The sequence below is a fragment of the Paraoerskovia sediminicola genome (genome assembly GCF_030296575.1).
Classification (GTDB): Bacteria; Actinomycetota; Actinomycetes; order Actinomycetales; family Cellulomonadaceae; genus Paraoerskovia; species Paraoerskovia sediminicola.
In genome coordinates this window covers 1,141,649-1,158,740 of the sequence record NZ_AP027729.1, presented here as the reverse complement: position 1 = coordinate 1,158,740, position 17,092 = coordinate 1,141,649, and the positions used below count along the sequence as shown (strand labels likewise).

At 72.7% G+C, this 17,092-nt stretch carries 17 protein-coding genes and 3 pseudogenes; 11 read left to right on the top strand and 9 right to left on the bottom strand.

The annotated features are described in order from the left end of the window. Window positions 1–76 precede the first annotated feature (76 nt). The 3 genes from QUE47_RS05490 to QUE47_RS05480 all read left to right on the top strand — a co-directional run bounded on the left by QUE47_RS05490 (window position 77) and on the right by QUE47_RS05480 (window position 3,061). The gene (locus QUE47_RS05490; protein ID WP_286218907.1) at window positions 77–1,843 is read left to right on the top strand and encodes a cation:proton antiporter; all 1,767 of its coding nucleotides are present in this window, start codon (window positions 77–79) and stop codon (window positions 1,841–1,843) included. Between the two features lie 193 nt (window positions 1,844–2,036). Further along, entirely contained in the window at window positions 2,037–2,663 is a 627-nt protein-coding gene (locus QUE47_RS05485; RefSeq protein ID WP_286218906.1) for a hypothetical protein, read from the top strand. Further along, a complete protein-coding gene (locus QUE47_RS05480; protein WP_286218905.1) occupies window positions 2,654–3,061 on the top strand; it encodes a hypothetical protein in 408 nt (135 codons plus the stop codon). The genes QUE47_RS05485 and QUE47_RS05480 overlap by 10 nt, the downstream gene beginning before the upstream one ends. A 7-nt stretch (window positions 3,062–3,068) precedes the next feature. Here the strand turns inward: QUE47_RS05480 and QUE47_RS05475 are convergent, their stop codons facing one another. The 3 genes from QUE47_RS05475 to QUE47_RS05465 form a co-directional block, all read right to left on the bottom strand. Further along, window positions 3,069–3,359: an ATP-binding cassette domain-containing protein gene (locus QUE47_RS05475; RefSeq protein WP_286218904.1), complete on the bottom strand. Its 291-nt coding sequence runs from the start codon at window positions 3,357–3,359 to the stop codon at window positions 3,069–3,071. Between the two features lie 76 nt (window positions 3,360–3,435). After that, window positions 3,436–3,771, bottom strand: a complete 336-nt coding sequence (locus tag QUE47_RS05470) for an ATP-binding cassette domain-containing protein (RefSeq protein WP_286218903.1) — start codon at window positions 3,769–3,771, stop codon at window positions 3,436–3,438. 48 nt (window positions 3,772–3,819) lie between these two features. Beyond that, the gene (locus QUE47_RS05465; RefSeq protein WP_286218902.1) at window positions 3,820–4,929 is read right to left on the bottom strand and encodes an FtsX-like permease family protein; all 1,110 of its coding nucleotides are present in this window, start codon (window positions 4,927–4,929) and stop codon (window positions 3,820–3,822) included. 196 nt (window positions 4,930–5,125) lie between these two features. Here QUE47_RS05465 and QUE47_RS05460 point away from each other — a divergent pair, with 196 nt between their 5' ends. Both QUE47_RS05460 and QUE47_RS05455 read left to right on the top strand, forming a co-directional pair. Next, a complete protein-coding gene (locus QUE47_RS05460; RefSeq protein WP_286218901.1) occupies window positions 5,126–6,412 on the top strand; it encodes a sensor histidine kinase in 1,287 nt (428 codons plus the stop codon). Then, window positions 6,409–7,034, top strand: a pseudogene (locus QUE47_RS05455) (LuxR C-terminal-related transcriptional regulator). The gene QUE47_RS05460 and the pseudogene QUE47_RS05455 overlap by 4 nt, the downstream one beginning before the upstream one ends. A 79-nt stretch (window positions 7,035–7,113) precedes the next feature. On the opposite strand, the gene QUE47_RS05450 reads toward QUE47_RS05455, so the two are convergent. Next, window positions 7,114–8,325: an MFS transporter gene (locus QUE47_RS05450; RefSeq protein ID WP_286218900.1), complete on the bottom strand. Its 1,212-nt coding sequence runs from the start codon at window positions 8,323–8,325 to the stop codon at window positions 7,114–7,116. A 503-nt stretch (window positions 8,326–8,828) separates the two neighbouring features. Between QUE47_RS05450 and QUE47_RS05445 the strand changes: the two genes are divergently transcribed. The 6 genes and pseudogenes from QUE47_RS05445 (at window position 8,829) to QUE47_RS05425 (ending at window position 14,162) form a co-directional block, all read left to right on the top strand. Next, entirely contained in the window at window positions 8,829–10,550 is a 1,722-nt protein-coding gene (locus QUE47_RS05445) for an Ig-like domain-containing protein (protein WP_286218899.1), read from the top strand. Then, on the top strand, window positions 10,505–11,494 hold the full coding sequence (locus tag QUE47_RS05440; protein WP_286218898.1) for a DUF5979 domain-containing protein: 990 nt from the start codon (window positions 10,505–10,507) through the stop codon (window positions 11,492–11,494). The genes QUE47_RS05445 and QUE47_RS05440 overlap by 46 nt, the downstream gene beginning before the upstream one ends. A gap of 209 nt (window positions 11,495–11,703) precedes the next feature. Continuing rightward, window positions 11,704–11,766, top strand: a pseudogene (locus QUE47_RS16645) (hypothetical protein); the annotation flags it as partial. A gap of 57 nt (window positions 11,767–11,823) precedes the next feature. Beyond that, entirely contained in the window at window positions 11,824–12,252 is a 429-nt protein-coding gene (locus QUE47_RS05435; protein ID WP_286218897.1) for a GntR family transcriptional regulator, read from the top strand. Further along, window positions 12,249–13,487, top strand: a complete 1,239-nt coding sequence (locus tag QUE47_RS05430; RefSeq protein WP_286218896.1) for an MFS transporter — start codon at window positions 12,249–12,251, stop codon at window positions 13,485–13,487. Before QUE47_RS05435 ends, QUE47_RS05430 begins: the two co-directional genes overlap by 4 nt. A 126-nt stretch (window positions 13,488–13,613) precedes the next feature. After that, entirely contained in the window at window positions 13,614–14,162 is a 549-nt protein-coding gene (locus QUE47_RS05425; protein WP_286218895.1) for a class I SAM-dependent methyltransferase, read from the top strand. A gap of 53 nt (window positions 14,163–14,215) precedes the next feature. On the opposite strand, the gene QUE47_RS05420 is transcribed toward QUE47_RS05425, so the two are convergent. The 5 genes and pseudogenes from QUE47_RS05420 to QUE47_RS17130 all read right to left on the bottom strand — a co-directional run. Continuing rightward, entirely contained in the window at window positions 14,216–14,848 is a 633-nt protein-coding gene (locus QUE47_RS05420) for an efflux permease Rv1217c-related protein (protein WP_286218894.1), read from the bottom strand. A 185-nt stretch (window positions 14,849–15,033) separates the two neighbouring features. After that, window positions 15,034–15,213, bottom strand: coding sequence for a hypothetical protein (locus QUE47_RS05415; protein WP_286218893.1), 180 nt, complete (start codon window positions 15,211–15,213; stop codon window positions 15,034–15,036). After that, window positions 15,138–15,809, bottom strand: coding sequence for an ABC transporter permease subunit (locus QUE47_RS05410; protein WP_286218892.1), 672 nt, complete (start codon window positions 15,807–15,809; stop codon window positions 15,138–15,140). The genes QUE47_RS05415 and QUE47_RS05410 overlap by 76 nt, the downstream gene beginning before the upstream one ends. Then, entirely contained in the window at window positions 15,799–16,494 is a 696-nt protein-coding gene (locus QUE47_RS17135; protein WP_491018456.1) for an AAA family ATPase, read from the bottom strand. Before QUE47_RS17135 ends, QUE47_RS05410 begins: the two co-directional genes overlap by 11 nt. A gap of 9 nt (window positions 16,495–16,503) precedes the next feature. Further along, window positions 16,504–16,919, bottom strand: a pseudogene (locus QUE47_RS17130) (ATP-binding cassette domain-containing protein); the annotation flags it as partial. Window positions 16,920–17,092: the final 173 nt, after the last annotated feature.

Genomic DNA, 17,092 nt, shown 5'->3' with positions numbered 1-17,092 from the left:
GCTGCGGAATGCTGGCAGCGGAGGACGGGGCAGCAGGCGGGCCGTTCGCCCGCAGGAGCGACGACGTGGAGGACGTGTGGACTACGCACTGATGGCGCTCGGGGGCGTGCTGGTGATCGTCGCCGTGACCGTGCTCGCCCCGCGTGCGGGGGTCGCGGCTCCGCTCGTGCTCGTGGCCGTGGGGATCGCCGCGAGCTTCGTGCCCGGAGTGCCGTCGGTCGACCTCTCGCCCGAGGTGATCCTCGCGGGCGTGCTCCCGCCGCTGCTCTACTCGACGGCCGTGTCGATGCCGACCATGGAGTTCCGGCGCGACTTCGCGGCGATCAGCGGGCTGTCGGTCGTTCTCGTCGTGCTCAGCTCGGTCGCGGTCGGGTTCCTCCTGTGGTGGCTGATCCCGGGGATCCCGCTCGCGATCGCCATCGCGCTCGGCGCCGTGATCAGCCCGACGGACGCCGTCGCGACATCGATCGTCAAGAAGCTCGGGGTGTCGCCGCGCGTCGTGGCCGTCCTGGAGGGCGAGAGCCTGCTCAACGACGCGTCCGCGCTGGTGCTGCTGCGGTCGGCCGTCGCCGCGACGGCCGTGAGCGTCACGCTCCTCGGCGTCGCGTGGGACTTCGTCCTCGCCGTGGTGATCGCGGTCGCGATCGGTGTCCTCGTCGGCATGCTGAACCTGCGGGTGCGCCACGCGGTCCGCAACGAGGCCGCGAGCACCGCCGTCTCGTTCGTCGCCCCCTTCATCGCGTACCTCCCGGCCGAGCACCTCGGGGCCTCCGGGCTCGTCGCGGCCGTCACGGCGGGCATCGTCACGGGGCGGGGCGCCGCGAAGTACCTGCGCCCGCAGGACCGCATCGCCGAGCGCTCCAACTGGGGCACCGTGAACCTCCTGCTCGAGGGCGGGGTGTTCCTGCTCGTCGGGCTCGAGCTCGTCGCGACCGTCACCGACGTGGGGTCCGAGGCCGGGGGGCCGTGGGCAGCCGTGCGGATCGGGGCGCTCGCGGCCGTCGCGATCGTGGTGCTCCGCGCCGGGTACGTCGCGGTGCTGCTGCTGCGGGCCCGGCAGACGCGGCGTCGGGGCGAGGCCCTGCGCGAACAGCTGCCCGCGTTCAAGGAGCGCCTGCGCACGAGCGAGGCGTCGCCCGAGCGCATCGAGCAGGCCAAGCGACGGGTGCGGCGCAAGATCGCCGACATCGACTACGTCGCCGGGGCCCGGCTCGGCTGGCGTGAGGGCACCGTGCTCGTCTGGGCCGGGATGCGGGGCGCGGTCACGGTCGCCGCGGCGCAGACCCTCCCGCTCGACACGCCGCAGCGCCCGTTCCTGCTGCTCGTCGCGTTCGTCGTCGCGATCGGGACCCTGTTCGTCCAGGGCGGCACGCTCGGCCCGGTCGTGCGGTGGCTGGGTGTCGGTGGGGCGGACGCCGGCGCCGCAGAGGAGCGGACCGCTCTCCTGGGCCTCATGCAGCAGGCGGCGTTCGGCGAGCTCAAGGATGCCGCGGCACGACGAGGTCTGCCCGGTGACGCTCGCGACCTGGACGGCGGCGAGCGTCGCGCGTTCGACCCGCGTGCCGTCGAGCGGGTCCGTGCGATCGTCGCGAAGAAGCGGGCGCTCGAAGGCTCGGAGGGGTCCGACGACGAGCGCTCCACCGGGGACGCCGTGCAGCGTGGGCCCTGGGGGCCCGAGGTCACCGCCGAGTTCCACGACCTGCGGCTGCGGGTCATCGAGGCCCAGCGGGCGGCGCTGCTCGACGCGCGCTCCCTCGGGACCTACAGCTCGTCCGCGCTCCAGTCGGCGCTCGACCTGCTGGACGCCGACCAGATCAGCCTGGAGCTGCGCGGCGGGTCATGACGGCGCAGCCCGCGGAGGGATCGGCGGGGCGGGTGAAGGTCGAGCAGGCCCCAGCTTTCACCCCGGAGCGGCGTCCGACGCCGTTGTCGCCGCCCCTCCCTGCAGGTGACGGGAGCCGCCGGAGCCTCAGACCGGTCCGCGGCCACCGCCCGGGACACGGACCGTGCCTCGACGTACCGATCAGGAGTCGACGATGCCTCGGAACATCCGCAGGACCACAGACCCGGAAGCCCTGGCGCTCGCCGTCAGGGCGCTGCGAGGGGCCCTCGAGCCCGCCGCGACCCGTTCCGGGATAGACCAACAGCTCGCGGCGGCGCTCGCCGGCGTCGAGATCTCCCCGAAGGTCGCGGCGCGCATGCTCGCACGCGTCGATCGTGTGCGGGGATCGGTGCGTCGTCGCGCGCTCCCGACCGTCGACGCGATCAGGCCCAGGGCGCCGCGGCTCGACACCGCCGATGGCGGCGGGGTCACCGGCTTCCCCGGCCTCGTCGGGCGGATCTCGGGTCGGTTCGGGGACAAGGCCGAGATCGGCCCGATCGGTCCGGTGGCGCGTTCGCCCCGGTACACGGTGACGTACGAGGGCCTCCACTGCCTCGACGAGACGGGGATCGACTGGCTCGGCAGCGACGAGCCGTACGTCGTGACGAGCGCCGTCCACATCACCACGGGGGCCAGAACGTGGTGCGCACCGAGCTGCATCCGCTCGGGCAGGGCGGCAAGCGCCACTACACGGACGTGGACTCGCACGAGACCCGGGTGGGGCCGCGGGCGTCGTGCTGGTCCAGCACCGACGACGTCTTCGTCGACGGGATGTCGTTGACCACCACGGTCATCGAGCACGACCAGGGGGATCCGGACGCGTTCCGCGACGAGATCGACGCTGCGGTGACGCTCGCGCTCGCGGTCGCCGGCCTCCTGTTCCCGCTCGCGTCACCGATCCTCGTCCTCGTCAAGGCGAGCGGGCTCGTGACGGACTTCTTCAACTGGCTCGTCGGAACCGACGACGATCTGGTGGGCAGGTCGACGGTCGTTCTCTCCGACGACGACCTGCTGGCCTACAGCACGTGGGGGACGATCGACTACTCCGAGAAGGTCGGTGGCGCCTCGACCGGGCTCCCGTACCACTTCCTGAGCAAGGCGGGCGGGGCGTACGTCGTGGCTTTCACCGTAGACCGCGACCCCGACGCGCCGAAGCCGGACCCCGGGCCGGTCCTCTAGGTCCGCGTCACCTCGCACCGCTTCCGGCGCCCTGCTCGGCGAGCCGTCCGTCGAGCAGGTGCACTCGCGTCGGCACGGTGTCGAGGGTCGACTCGTCGTGCGTGACGAGCAGCGTCGCCGCCCCGCACTCACGGCCGAGCCTGGTGATGAGCTCGATGACGGCCGACCCGCGTTCGTGGTCGAGGGCGGATGTCGGCTCGTCGACCAGCAGGACGTCGGGGGTGCCGACGAGCGCGCGGGCGATCGCGACCCGCTGCCGCTGCCCCCGGAGAGCTGGCCGGGGCGCTTGTCCTGCCACGGGCCGAGCCCTACGGCGTCGAGCAGCTCGCGGGCGCGGTCGCGGCCGGACGACGGTGCCCGGCCGCCGAGGTGGCTCAGCAGCTCGAGCTGCTCGACCGCCGTGAGCGACGGGATGAGCTGCGGCTGCTGGAACACGAAGCCGATGCGCTCCAGGCGGGTCCGGGTCGCGGCGTCGCGGGGGTGTCGGTCGTGAAGACCGGCTCGGCCTCGTCGCCGAACCGGACGGTGCCGGACGTCGGGTGCGTGAGTCCGCCGGCGACGGCCAGGAGGCTCGACTTGCCGGAGCCGGACGGGCCGAGCAGGGCGGTCGTCGTGCCCGACGCGACGGTGAGCGAGACGTCGTCCACCGCCGTGAGCGTCGTGTCGCCGTCGGGGTAGACGAGGGTGATGTTCTCGAGGTGCAGGTCCACGGTGGGGCTCCTGTGGTCTGGTGGCTGGGAGTCGGAGGTCGGGTGGGCTCAGCGCGCCGAGAGCGCGGCGTGCGGGTCGACCCGGGTGATCTGCCCGATGGCGAGCCCCGCGCCGATCACCCCGAGCGCCACGAGGGCGACGGAAGGGACGAGGACGGTCGTGAGGTCGACGACGACCGGGACCACGGGCCGCAGCAGCAGTGCCGTCGTGGCGGCGAGCAGCGTCCCGATGCCGACGCCGATCACGAGGATCACGAGCGCCTGGCCGATCGCGTCCTTCATCAGGTAGCGGGTCGACGCCCCGAGCGCCTTGAGCACCGCGACGTCGCCCCGTCGGCTGATCGTCCAGACGGTGAAGAACGCACCGACGACGAGTGCCGAGATGCCGAGCAGGAACGCCTCCATCATGAGCAGCGACCCGTGCTCGGACGCGTACGAGCTGATCGCGCTCAGCGACGCCCTGGTCTTCTGGGTCGTGGTGCCGATGGCGTCGTCGGCGGCGGCGAGGGTGTCGTCGTCCGCGTCGTCGGTCAGGGCGACGACGGTCGCGACCGTCTCGGCGTCCGCGCCGGGGGCGACGTTCGCACCGATGCCCTGCCAGTCGTCGAGGGACGTCCACAGCACCGGCAGGTGCGAGTAGCTCGCGGAGTCGTCGACGACGGCGGAGACCTCGAGCTCGATCGTGCCGACCGTGACCACGTCGCCCGCCGCGGCGTCGAGGTCGTCGGCGGCGCCGGCGGACAGGACGACCGTGCCCGCGCCGACGTCGGGCGCACCGGTGGCGCTCCCGGTCGTGGCGCCCGAGGCGTCGGCATCGACCTCCGTCGGCAGGAGCCCGGAACCGGGCTGCACGCCGAACGCCGCGACCGACGCGGTCGTGCTCGATGTCGTGGCCCGGGTGCTCGTGATGCCGAGCGGCTGGGCGTCGGTGACGCCGTCGACGTCGGACCACGCCTCCCACTGGTCCTGCGTGACCTGCGACCCCGTGAACGTCGGGCCGCCTCCGGGTCCCGCCGGCTCGGCGTCCTCGGCGACCGTGAACGCCAGGTGGTCCGAGGGCAGCTCCTTGATCGACGACGTCGACTCGTCCGCGAGCCCCTCCGTGAGGGACGCGAGGAAGACGACGAGGTACGTGATCAGGACGATCACGGTCGACATGAGGAGAAATCGCCCGCGGGCGAATCTCAGGTCGCGCAGGGCGACGAACATCGTGCCTCCAGGGCAGCTCGGGTGATTCTCGGGTGCTGTGCCCACCATCGCCTGTTTCTGACGCCGCGGCACCATGCGCGCGGGCGAGGTGCTCCTCCACCTTTCGGCCGATGCGCGCGCGTCCCGGCTGGGTAGGTTGACCTGCATGCCTCCTCGCCACCCGGCACTCTCGACGGTCCGGGCGCTGTGGCTCGGCCTCGACGTCCTGACCGTCGGCCTGGTCGCCTTCGCCCTGTGGCGGGTGAGCTCGGCGTTCGGGGCGTTCCTGCCCGACGGGTGGGCGCCCGTCGCGACGGCCGTCGGGCTGGTGTTCCTCGTCGTGTATGCGGCGGGCCGCCGCTGGGTCCGGGTGCAGGACCGTTCGATCTCGGCGCCCCGGCGTGCGTGGTGGCCGGACGGCGCGTGGATCCTTGCGCTGACGACGCTCTGGGCGGGCCTCCAGGTGCTCGACCCGTGGGCGCTGTGGATCGCGTTCCCGCTCATGGTGCTGCAGATGCACGTGCTCGGCCCGCACCGCGGCGTCGTCGCGGTCGTCGCGACGGTCGCCCTCTGCGTCGCGATCCCGAGCGTGATGCTCGGCCGGACCGACGTGGGCGACGTCCTCGGTCCCACCCTCGGTGGTGCGGTCGCGGTCGGTGTGGTCCTCGGTCTCGAGGCCCTCGTCCGCGAGGGCGAGCAGCGCCAACGGCTGTTCGACGAGCTGGTCGCCGCTCGGGCCGACCTGGCCGTGACCGAGCGCGAGCGGGCGGTGGCCGCAGAGCGCGAGCGCCTCGCCCGCGAGATCCACGACACGCTCGCCCAGGGGTTCTCGGCGATCGAGCTCGTGCTGCGGGTCGCGGACGGCGCGGTCGGCCGCGACGACGACCTCGCCCGGGCGTCGGTCGAGCAGGCGCGCCGCACCGCGCAGGACAACCTCGCCGAGGCGCGCCGCGTCGTCCGCGCCCTGGCCCCCGGCGATCTCGCCGACGGCAGCCTCGCGGCCGCCCTCGAGCGGGTTGCCGGTCGCTACCGGGGCGTCGGCGGGCTGCGCGTCGAGGTGTCCACCGCCGGTCTCGATCGGGTGCTGCCCGCCTCCGTCGAGACCGCGCTCCTGAGGATCGCGCAGCAGGCGCTCGCGAACGTCGTCCAGCACGCCCGGGCGAGCCGGGTGACCGTGACGGTCAGCGACCTGGGCGACGCCGTCGCGCTCGACGTCGTCGACGACGGCGTCGGGACGGGAGCGCCGGCGGCGGCGGAGGAGGACGCGGAGGAGGACGCGGAGGCGGACGCGACCCACGGCGGGGAGGCGCGGTCGGACGGCGGGTTCGGCCTCGCGTCGATGCGCTCGCGGGCGGTCGAGCTGGGCGGGAGCTTCACGGTCGAGTCGGACCCCGGCGACGGCACGGCCGTGGCGGTCCTGCTCCCGGTCGACGAGCCCGAGGTCTCCCGATGATCGCCGTCGCCCTCACCGACGACCATCCCGTGGTCCGCGCGGGCCTGCGCGCAGTCCTCGACGGGCAGGACGACATGAGGGTGGTGGCCGAGCACGAGACCGCCGAGGAGCTCGTCGAGCATGTGCTCGAAGGCATCGCGGCCGACGTGCTGCTGCTCGACCTGAGGTTCGGCGAAGGCCGACTCGGGGGCGCTGCTGCGACGCGCCAGATCGTCGCCGCCGGCGGCCCGCCGGTGCTGATCCTGACGACCTACGACTCCGACGCCGACATCCTCGCCGCCATCGAGGCGGGGGCCAGCGGGTACCTGCTCAAGGACGCGCCGACGGCCGAGCTCGCGGCGGCGATCCGCGCGGCCGCGGCGGGGAGACCGCGCTCGGCCCCACCGTCCAGCGCCGTCTGCTCGGTCGGCTCCGGGCGCCGGGGGTCTCCCTGACGCTGCGCGAGCTCGAGGTCCTGGAGCACGTCGCCCAGGGTCGGTCGAACGAGGCGATCGCCAGGGAGCTGTTCCTGTCGCGGGCGACGGTGAAGTCCCATCTCGCGCACGTGTACGACAAGCTCGGCGTCGACTCGCGGACGGCGGCAGTCGCCGCGGCCCGTCGGCAGCGCCTCATCCCCGACTGATCGCTGCTCGCGACCCGGTGCCGGCGGAGCACAGGCCCGAGCGGAGGCCGGGCACAGGCACAGGCATCCGATAGGCAGGTCAGGGGCGGGCCGGGAACGTGCTGCGCGCGACGAGGACCATCAGCGTGGCGACGGCCATGAGCGCCGCGCCGACGAGCGTGAGGGTCTCGATGCCGGACGACGCGAGCACCGTCGACCCGAGAGCGGCGCCGGCGCCGATCCCGAGGTTGGCCGACGAGTTGATCAGCGCGCCCGTGATGTCGGGTGACGCGCCCCGCGTGCGGATCGCGGCAGCCTGCGTGATGGCGGGGATCGACCCGAACATCGCGAGCCAGACGATGCCCGCAGCCAGCACGCCGCCGAGGCTCGGGAACGCTGCCCAGACGACGAGCAGCCCGAGCGTGACGCCGCCGAGCGCCCCGATCAGGCCGGCGCGAGGCCGTCGGTCGACCGTCGCACCGGCGTACCAGACCCCGATCAGTCCCGCGGCGCCGAACCCGAGGAGCACGGGCCCGACGGCCGTCTCCGCGAGGCCGGCGCCGATGAGGATCACGGACACGTAGGTGTAGACCGTGTACTGACCGAGGAACGTCACCGCGTTGGTCACCGAGACCACGGCGAGGCGCCCGCGCCCGGGGCGGGGTGCGTCGTCCGACGCCTGTGCGGTGGGCACGGTCGAGACCGGCGGCAGGAGCGCGATGACGAGGGCCGCCGTCAGGGCGCAGGCGACGGCCAGGACGACGAAGGCGGCCCGCCACCCGAGCGCGGTGCCGAGCGACGTGGAGAGCGGGACGCCGAGCACGAACCCGGCGGACCCGCCGACCGTCGCGATCGTCAGGGCGCGACCGGTGAACTCGGGACGCACCAGGCGGGAGGCGTAGCCGATGCTGATCGAGAAGAACACGGCGTGCGTGACACCGCCGAGGGCGCGGCCCGCAGCGAGGACGGCGAAGCTCGGTGCCACGGCGACGAGCACGTTCGACGCCGCGTACGAGAGCAGGGTTGCGAGGACCAGCGGCTTGCGGGGCAGTCGACGGGTCAGGACCGTCAGCGGTAGCGCGAGCGCCGCGACGAGAAGGGCGTACACGCTCACGAGCAGCCCCGCCCGCGCCTCCGTGACCCCAACCCCGGCGCTGATCTGGGGGAGCAGGCCGACGGGCAGCACCTCCGTCGTGATCGCGACGAACGTCGCGACGCTGAGCGCGATGAGCCCTCGCCACGCGGCCTTGACGGAGCCCGGTTCGTGGAACGCGCGGCGTGCGCCGCCGGGAGGCGGCGGGGATGTTGGCACGGCTCCAGTATGACTACCGGGTGACGACGGGGTGGCTGCTGGGCGGCCGCGGGGCGGTGACGGGGCGGCGTCGATCCGGTCGTTCGGCGTGTCGCATTGCGGCGAATCTTTTTCACGATATCGTCTCGTCCGGCTCTACCCCGAAACGGCCATCGTGTTCGACCGCGACCAGCAGGTCCACGAACGATCCCGCATCGTGAGACGTCGCACGGGTTGGCTCGTTTTCGGTGTAATGGCGGGCCGGAGACGGCATCCGTGATCGCCGTCGTCTTGCCCTTCGAGACAAAATCGGCCCTAGGTAACGGTTCGGCAACGTATCGAGTTTCGATACGCCAAACGACCTCCCAAACGCGCAACTCGGGCGTATAAATAGACGTATCGCAGCGCGACGCAGATCGCGCACCGGGTGGCCGATCGGTCACCCGCTGGACCAGGGCCGGTCACGTGACCGGCCCTCCTCGGGCCCCACGTCGAAAGACCTCGGAGAGCTGGAGGAGTACGTCATGTCACACCGGATCGGGACCACGGGCACAGGTCGACGCGGAGGGCTGCGGATCGCCGCAGCGTCCCTCTGCATCGCCGCCCTCACCGCAGTAGGGGGCCCGGCGCTCGCCGCCGACACGGCGCCCACGAACCAGCCGACGGCCACGGGGTCGCTCGTGACTGCTCCCGACGACGGTCAGCAGGACTCGCCCGCGACGGACGGGTCGGCGGATGCAGCGCAGGCGGCGCCCGAGCCGACCGCTCAGCCGAGCGTCGAGCCCACCGCGGAGCCGACCTCGGAGGCCTCCCCCGAGCCCGCCGCGAAGGCGTCCTCGGAACCCGCTCCTGAGCCGACCGCTGAGCCGACGTCGGAACCTGCTCCTGAGCCGGCGTCCGAGCCCGCTCCCGCGGCGGACGCCGCGCCCGCACCGGCTCCCGACTGGATCGACGCCATCCGGAGCATCACCGCCAGCACGCAGACCGTCCGGGACGGCGGGACTCTGAAGCTCGACGCCAAGTGGTCGCTGCCGAAGGGCACCGTCGCCGGCACCCGGTTCGGGTTGACCGTGCCCGACCTGCTGAAGCTCGGGACGATCCCCGACTTCGACCTCAGGGACGGCTCTGCCGTGGCCGCGACCTGCACGGTCCGGGACGCCCACGTCGAGTGCACGACGACGGACTACGCCGTGAACCACGCGAACGTCGAGGGCGACCTCTGGCTCAGCGTGCGGGCGCAGCGGGTCGAGAGCACCGGCCAGGTCGACGTGACGGTGGCGCCCGGCGTCAGCCGCACGCTGCAGCTGGTCGTGGAGCCGCAGCCCGCGGAGCCCCAGAGGCCGCCGTCGAACCACCACAACAACACGCGCAGCGACTACACCCCGGCCACCTCACCCAAGAAGCTGGGCCGGGGCGTCGACACCACCAGGCAGACCATGGCGTGGCGCATCGAGGCGCCGGCGTCGGCTCGCACCGAGCACGGCCTCGTCGTCCACGACTCGTGGGCCGACACCGGCGTCCGGCTCGACGAGGGCTCGCTCCAGGTCCGCTGCCACGCGGTCCACGAGGGCCGCTGGTCGACGCTGCGCTCCTCCAGGGACTTCAGCGTGGCTCAGACCGCGCACGGCATGGATCTCACGATCACCGATGCTCACTGCGACGGCACGTACCAGGTCAACTACAAGACGCAGCTCCCGTCCGGGTCGCACCAGGACCTGACGGTCCGCAACTCCGCGACGATCAAGGGTCTCCCCGAGGTGCACGCCTCGCAGACGTGGAAGCCGCCGGCACAGCTCTCGAAGTCCGGCAAGGTCGACAGCAGCCACCGCCGCGCCGACTGGACCGTGCACCTGACTGCCGAGGGCCTCGGTAGCGGTACCGCCACCATCACCGACAAGCCGGAGCGGATGAGCCTGGTCCCGGGGTCCGCGAAGCTGCGGTGCGAGATCCTCGGCAGGGGCAAGGACCTGCCTGCCAGCGCTTTCGCGGTGACCACGGACGACACGGACGCCGAGAACCACATCATCACCGTCGCGATCAGCGACCAGAGCTGCCGCGTCGACGGCGGTCGGTACGTGCTCACCTACACGACCGACCTCCCTCGGGACGCCACGGACGGCGAGCAGTTCCAGAACAGCGTGACGGCGACGAGCGCCTCGCACGCCAGCACCCCCAGAGCAGCGCCACGGTCAAGTACACGATGTCCGCCGGTGGCAGCGCGTCGGGATCCCCGGTCTGGGACCTGAGGCTCACCAAGGACGTCACCGGCGGTGGCGAGAAGCTCGTCGGGGACACGACGTTCGACGTCGACTGGTCGTTCGGCCAGGGCGCCACCGCACGGACCGGGACCTTGCACGTCGCGGACGGCAAGGGGCAGTCCATCCGGGACATCCCCGTCGGAGCGGACGTGACGCTCACCGAGCGCGAGGCCACCGTCGACGGCGTGTGGTTCGGCACCCCCGAGTTCACCGGTGACGGCAACGACATCGTGGGGCGGTCCATCGTCGTCAGGCGTGGCCACGGTCAGGTGCGGATCGCGCTCGAGAACCCGACCACGCTCGTCCCGAACCCCGACGCCGTGCCGCCGCAGCGGCCCACCGACCCGACGCCGACACCCACGCCGGGCAACTACACCGTCCCGCCGCTGAACCCGAACGCCCCGACCGTGGCCCCGCCGACGGCGCCCACGGCTCCTCAGGCCACCCCGACGCCGACTCCGGTGGCGACGCCGGGCATGGTGCCGCCGACCCTGCCGAACGCTCCGGTGCTCGTCCCGGGTCAGACCCCGACCCCGACTCCGGTGGCGACGCCGAACCTGGTGCCGCCGACGCTGCCGCAGGCTCCGGTGCTCGTGCCGAACCAGGTCCCGACGCCGACCCCGGTGGCGACGCCGCACCTGGTGCCGCCGACGCTGGTCGGTAACACCGTCGTCCCGCCGACCACGGTCCCGCCGACCACGACGGGCACCACGACCGTCCCGCCGACCACGACGGGCACCACGACCGTCAACCGGACGGTCACCCCTCCGACGAAGGTCGAGAGGACGCCGGCGCCCACGCCGCACGGTTCGGTCGTGAACCTCGCCCAGACCGGGAGTGACGCGCTCGCGATGGGGCTGGTCGCCCTCGCGTTCGTGCTGGCGGGCGCCCTGCTCCTGCTCATCGTGGCGCGTCGGCGCCGGGAGAGCTGAGGTCGACCGACGGGGACCGTAGTCGCCCAGCCCCGCGGTGGTGATCGTGCCACTGCGGGGCCGGGCGTTCGCGTGCCCCGTGGAAGATGCCTTGCATGCAACCTTGCATGCAAGCAGTAGGATGAGGGCATGCCCCAGCCACCCGCCGTCGACCGTGCCTACGAGCACGTCAAGAGCCGCATCATCACCGGAGAGCTGCCGGGGGTGCTCTGCTCAGCGAGGCGCAGGTCGGCGCCGAGATCGGTCTCAGCCGCACCCCGGTCCACGAGGCGTTCCTGCGACTGTCGGCCGAGCGCCTCCTGAGCCTCGAGTCCCGTCGGGGAGCCGTCGTGGTCCCCGTCCCCGCCGGGGAGCCGACCGACGTGATCGAGGCCCGTGAGGCGCTCGAGGCGAGCGCCGCCCGCCGGATCGTCCGGGACAGCCGCACCGCCGCCGTCCTCCCGGATCTCGACCGGCAGCTCGCCGAGATGCGCGCGCACGTGGCGAGCGGCGACGTCCGACGCTTCGTCGCGGCCGACGACGCCTTCCACGCGGCGGTCGTCGACCATGCCGGCAACGCGCTGGTCGCCGACTTCTACGCCCGGCTCCGGGACCACCAGCAGCGCCTGCGCCACCACCTGCTGGCGGTGCGCGCCGGCGACCTCGCCGGGTCCCTCGACGACCACGAGCGGCTCAGGTCGGCGCTCGGGGCGTCGGACGACGTCGCGTACGCCGCCGTGCTCGGCGAGCACGTCGCTCGGTACCGAGGAGCGCTGTGACCTCGTCCGGTGGGGACGTCGCGCGCCGTGGCGCCGCCGCAGCGCGCAAGCCCTGGCTCGTGGTCTTCTGGCTGATCTTCATCTGCTCGTACGCCGGGAACCAGTTCACCCCGCTGCTGCTCCTCTACAAGCAGGTCCAGAACTACTCGACGACCGTGGTGAACGAGTTCCTCGGCATCTACGTCTTCGGTCTCGCCCCGGCGCTGCTGCTCGCCGGCAGCCTCTCCGACCGGCACGGCCGCAAGCCCCTCATGTACGCCGGGACGGTCGCGGCGATCCTCGCGAGCGTCAGCCTCGCGTTCTCCGAGTACGGCACCACCGGGATCTTCGTCGGGCGCTGGTTCGCCGGGGCGACCGTGGGTATCGCGATGGCGGTCGGCAACAGCTGGCTCAAGGAGCTGTCGGAGGGGCCGTACGACCTCGCCGCCGACCCTCAGGCGGGGGCTCGTCGGGCGTCGCTGGCGTTCACGCTCGGCTCGGCGGTCGGGGCGCTCGTCGCGGGCCTGATCGCGCAGTTCAGCTCGATGGGGGAGTGGCTGCCGTTCGTGATCCACGTGGTCGTGACCCTCCCGTTCCTGGTGATCCTCCGCAGCGTCCCGGAGACCAGCACCACCGGCGGTACGCAGGGCCCACTCTGGAACCAGCTCAAGATCCCTGCCGCCGGGCACAAGCGGTTCACCCACGTCGTGCTCGTCGCGTCACCGTGGCTGCTCGGCGGCGCCGCGATCGCCTACGGCTACCTGCCGGTCCTGCTCTCCGACGCCTCGGGCGACTGGGGCCTCGGCTATGCCACGCTGCTGACCGTCCTCACGCTCGTCGTCGCTGCGCTGGTCCAGCCGTTCGCGAAGCGCCTCGACTCGCCGGACAGCGCACGCGGGCTCGTCGCGTGCCTCGCCGTGACCGTCGTGGGGTTCTCCCTCGTGGTCGTCGCCGTCGCCCGGGACTCGCTCGTGCTGGGCGTCGTGGCCGCCGTGGTCGTGGGCGTCGCGATCGGCTTCGGCCTGGTCTCGAGCCTCCTCGAGGTCCAGCGCATCGCGGAGCCCGAGGACCTCGCCGGCCTCACCGGGGTGTTCTACGCGGTGTCCTACTGCGGGTTCCTCGTCCCGGCGATCCTCTCGTCGCTGTCGCAGTGGGTCCCCGTGACCGTGCTGCTGTCGGTGCTCGTCGCGCTCGCCGTCCTGACGACGTTCGTGCTGCTGGCCAACTACCGCAAGCACCTGCCGACGGGGCGGTGACAGCCCGCCCGCGCGACCGACGTGATGGGACGATGGGCGCATGACCGGCGGACGGCGCAGCGCCCCCTTCCCTCGTGGGCGACCTATCGGGAGACCATCGGGGACCGGACCTCTCTGTTCACGGAGGTGGTCGCTGCGTTCGGCACCGAGCGCGCCCTGTACCTCGGCAGCTACCTCGACCTCGCGCCCTCGGCGGCGATCCGGTCGGTCACGTACGTCGACCTCGACCGGCGCGCGGCGCGGTACTTCGCCGACCCGGACCGGGTGGCGGCCGACCTGGCGGGCCGGACCGGAGCCGGCGCCGGGGAGGACGTGGAGTTCCTCGAGGCCGACTACGTGTCGCACCTCCCGGTGCCCGACGCCGCGTTCGACCTGATCGTCTCGCTCTACGCCGGACCCACGTGGGACCACCCTCGGCGCCACCTCGCGCCCGGCGGGCTGTTCCTCGCCAACGCGAGCCACGGCGACGCGAGCCTCGCAGCGCTCGACGAGAGCCTCGAGTTCGTCGCCGCCGTCCAGCACCGCGGCGACGACTACCGCCTGGACCGCGAGGGGCTCGACACGTACCTCGTGCCGAAGAAGCCGGCGGCCGCGGACGCCGAGCTCATCCGCGCCGCCGGCAAGGGCATCGCGTACACGAGGCCGGCGTTCGCGTACGTGTTCCGGCTGCGCTGATCCGGCTCTGGTCGACGGGGGCGGCAGACGGCGGGCCCGGCGGCCCGCGCGGCTCAGCCCCGCAGGTCCTTGCGCGGGAAGTCCCAGAACCCGATCGCGAGCACCACGACCGCGGTGATCGCCAGCACGGTCAGCGACCCCCAGTCGGCCCCGTTCACCAGCGGGTCGCTCGCGTTGTAGTGGTACCAAGGGCTGATCCGCGCCCACGAGGACAGGGACTCGGACAGCGGGAAGAACGACGCGATCGCGAACGACAGACCGGCGAACCCGGCGCCGATCACCATCGTCGGCCGCTTCCTGCCGACCAGGACTCCTGCCGTGATCGTGACGGCGCCGACGACGAGCCCCAGCATCGTGGTGTGCAGGGCGGCGGCGACCATCCCGGACGTCGAGAGCCCCAGGTCGCCGCTGAGGTCCGCGACCCAGAGGCCGACGAGCACCATGACGCCCATCAGACCGACGAGCAGCACGGTCGCCACCGACTTGGCGGCGAGGAACGTGGTCCGCGAGACCGGGGCGGAGAGCGACATGCCGAGCGTCTTCGCCTCCTCCTCGGCGGCCGTCGCGCGCATGCCGGAGATCACCGCGACCGCGATGAGGAACCCGGGCGCCACCATGGACAGGAACTCCGCGTTGGCCCACCCGGCCGGCGTCGTCAGGTCGGCGCCAGGCAGGATCTCGGTCATGGCCGGGGAGCTCCAGGCCGGCGAACGCGTCCTGCAGCGGCTCCCAGAGGAGGCCGATCACGAGCCCCATGACGATGCAGTAGAACGCCAGGGCGGCGACGATCTTGATCGGAGAAAGGAAGGCCCGCGTGGTGATCGCGCGTCCTGCGGAGCGCGTCGAGCCGAGGTCGGTCGTGGTCGTCATGTCAGCCCCTCAGGTCTCGACGCGGGAAGTACCGGGCGGCGAGCCCGAGGCCGACGGCGGCGACGGCAGCGAGCACCGCGAGGTGCAGCCAGTCGACGCCGTTCGTCAGCGGGTCGCTGCCGAGGTAGTAGTACCAGGGGCTGAGCTTCGCGGCGGTCTCGTAGCCGGCGAGCGGGAGCATCGCCTGAGTGAAGTAGGCGACGACGGCGACGCCGCCCACGACCCCGGACGCGAGCTGCGGCCTGCCCGTGGCGGCGGCGACGCCGAACGAGAGCCCCCGAACGCCAGTCCCAGGAACAGCAGGTGGAGGCATCCCGCGGCCGCCTGTCCCGGTGAGAGCCCGGCGTCGAACACCACGGAGCCGACCGACATCCCGAGCCAGAAGATCGCGACCGCGGCGAGGAGCCCGAGCAGGAGAGCCACGGACTTGGACCACAGGATCCTGGTCCGGGTCACCGGTTGCGCCGAGAGCAGGCCCATCGTCTTGGACTGCTCCTCGCCCGCCAGGATCGAGGCACCGCCCATCACGGCGTAGGCGACGACGGCGATCGGGGCGATGAGCGTGAACACCTCGCCGACCACGTAGCCGCCCGGGGTGTCCTTGCCCAGGAACGCCTGCATGGCGGGTGTCAGGCTCGCGGTGATCGAGTCGATCAGGTCGCCCATCGGTACGGACATGCCGAGCGCGAAGAACGCGAGCACCGCCAGGGAAGCGCCGAGCACGACGGACCCCGTGCGCCGGTCGCGCAGGTCGCGGCGCAGGATCTCAGTCGACATCGGCCCCACCCCGCCGGGTCCGGTTCGTGCTGCGCCCGGCGCTGCGCCTGGTGTCGCGCCCGGTGCTGCGCCGCGTGCCGCCTGCGCCCCCTGTGCCCCCGATGCCACCCGCTCCACCCGTGCGCGCGGCCCGTGCCGCGCTCCGGCTGGCCGGCGCTTCGTCCTGCGACTCGTCGGACGTCGTCCGCCCCGCCGGTCCGGAGCTCTCGTCCTTCTCGTCGGCGCCGTCGCGGTAGTACGCGAGGAAGATCTCCTCCAGGTCCGCGTCGCGGCTGTGGAGGTTGAGGACCTCGTGCTGCATGGCGGCCCGGAGGACGGCGTTGACCGACCCGTCGTAGGAGACGCCGACGTGCGTCTCGTGGGCCTCGACGTCGCGAACACCCTCGACCCCGGCGAAGAGGTCGGCGGGCACCGCCTCGGCGAACTCGAAGTCGAGGCGACGGATCGCCTTCTGCTTCAGCGCGTCGATGCGCTCGACGACGATCAGCCTGCCGTGGCGGATGATCCCGACGCGGTCGGCGACGCGCTCGACCTCGGACAGCGTGTGCGAGGACAGGAACACGGTGCGTCCCTCGGCGCGGACCTCGCGCATGAGCTCCATGAACTCCTGCTGGATCAGCGGGTCGAGCCCGGCGTTCGGCTCGTCGAGGATCAGGAGCTCGGGCTTGTGCATGAACGCCTGGATGAGCCCGATCTTCTGCCGGTTGCCCGTCGAGTACTCGCTGATCTTCTTGCCGAGGTCGGCCTTGAGGCGTTCGGCGAGCTCGTCGACGTACGACTGGTCGACGCCGCCGCGCAGGTCGGCGAAGTACTTGAGGGTCTGCGCGCCGGTCATCTGGGGGTAGAGCGCGAGGTCGCCGGGGATGTACCCGATGCGCCGGCGGATCTCGAGGAGTCGGCGCGCACGTCGCGGCCGAGGATCGTCGCGGTCCCTGCGGTGGGCCGGAGCTGATCGAGGAGCACGCGGATCGTCGTGGACTTGCCGGCGCCGTTGGGGCCGAGGAACCCGAAGATCTCGCCGGTCGCGACCTCGAGGTCGATGGCGTCGACCGCGGTGAAGTCGCCGAAGTCCTTGCTGAGGCCGTGCGTCCGGATCGCGACGTCACTCATGGGTGGTGCCCTTCTCGCGGTGGTAGCGCTCCATGAGCGCGGGGATCTCTCGTGCGAAGAACTCGAAGAAGCGGCTGGCCTCGACCAGCCGGCCGGCCCGGGGGAGGTGGGGTCGCCGATGGCGTCGAGCCCGGCGCGGGTGAGGGCGTCGAGCGAGCGGACGGTCGAGATCT

Bases quoted from the DNA above. Each gene is read 5' to 3' on its own strand.
- QUE47_RS05485 (WP_286218906.1), top strand. From the start codon at position 2,037: ATGCCTCGGAACATCCGCAGGACCACAGACCCGGAAGCCCTGGCGCTC.
- QUE47_RS05480 (WP_286218905.1), top strand. From the start codon at position 2,654: ATGTCGTTGACCACCACGGTCATCGAGCACGACCAGGGGGATCCGGAC.
- QUE47_RS05465 (WP_286218902.1), bottom strand. From the start codon at position 4,929: ATGTCGACCGTGATCGTCCTGATCACGTACCTCGTCGTCTTCCTCGCG.
- QUE47_RS05460 (WP_286218901.1), top strand. From the start codon at position 5,126: ATGCCTCCTCGCCACCCGGCACTCTCGACGGTCCGGGCGCTGTGGCTC.
- QUE47_RS05445 (WP_286218899.1), top strand. From the start codon at position 8,829: ATGTCACACCGGATCGGGACCACGGGCACAGGTCGACGCGGAGGGCTG.
- QUE47_RS05440 (WP_286218898.1), top strand. From the start codon at position 10,505: ATGTCCGCCGGTGGCAGCGCGTCGGGATCCCCGGTCTGGGACCTGAGG.
- QUE47_RS05420 (WP_286218894.1), bottom strand. From the start codon at position 14,848: ATGACCGAGATCCTGCCTGGCGCCGACCTGACGACGCCGGCCGGGTGG.
- QUE47_RS05415 (WP_286218893.1), bottom strand. From the start codon at position 15,213: ATGCTCCCGCTCGCCGGCTACGAGACCGCCGCGAAGCTCAGCCCCTGG.
- QUE47_RS05410 (WP_286218892.1), bottom strand. From the start codon at position 15,809: ATGTCGACTGAGATCCTGCGCCGCGACCTGCGCGACCGGCGCACGGGG.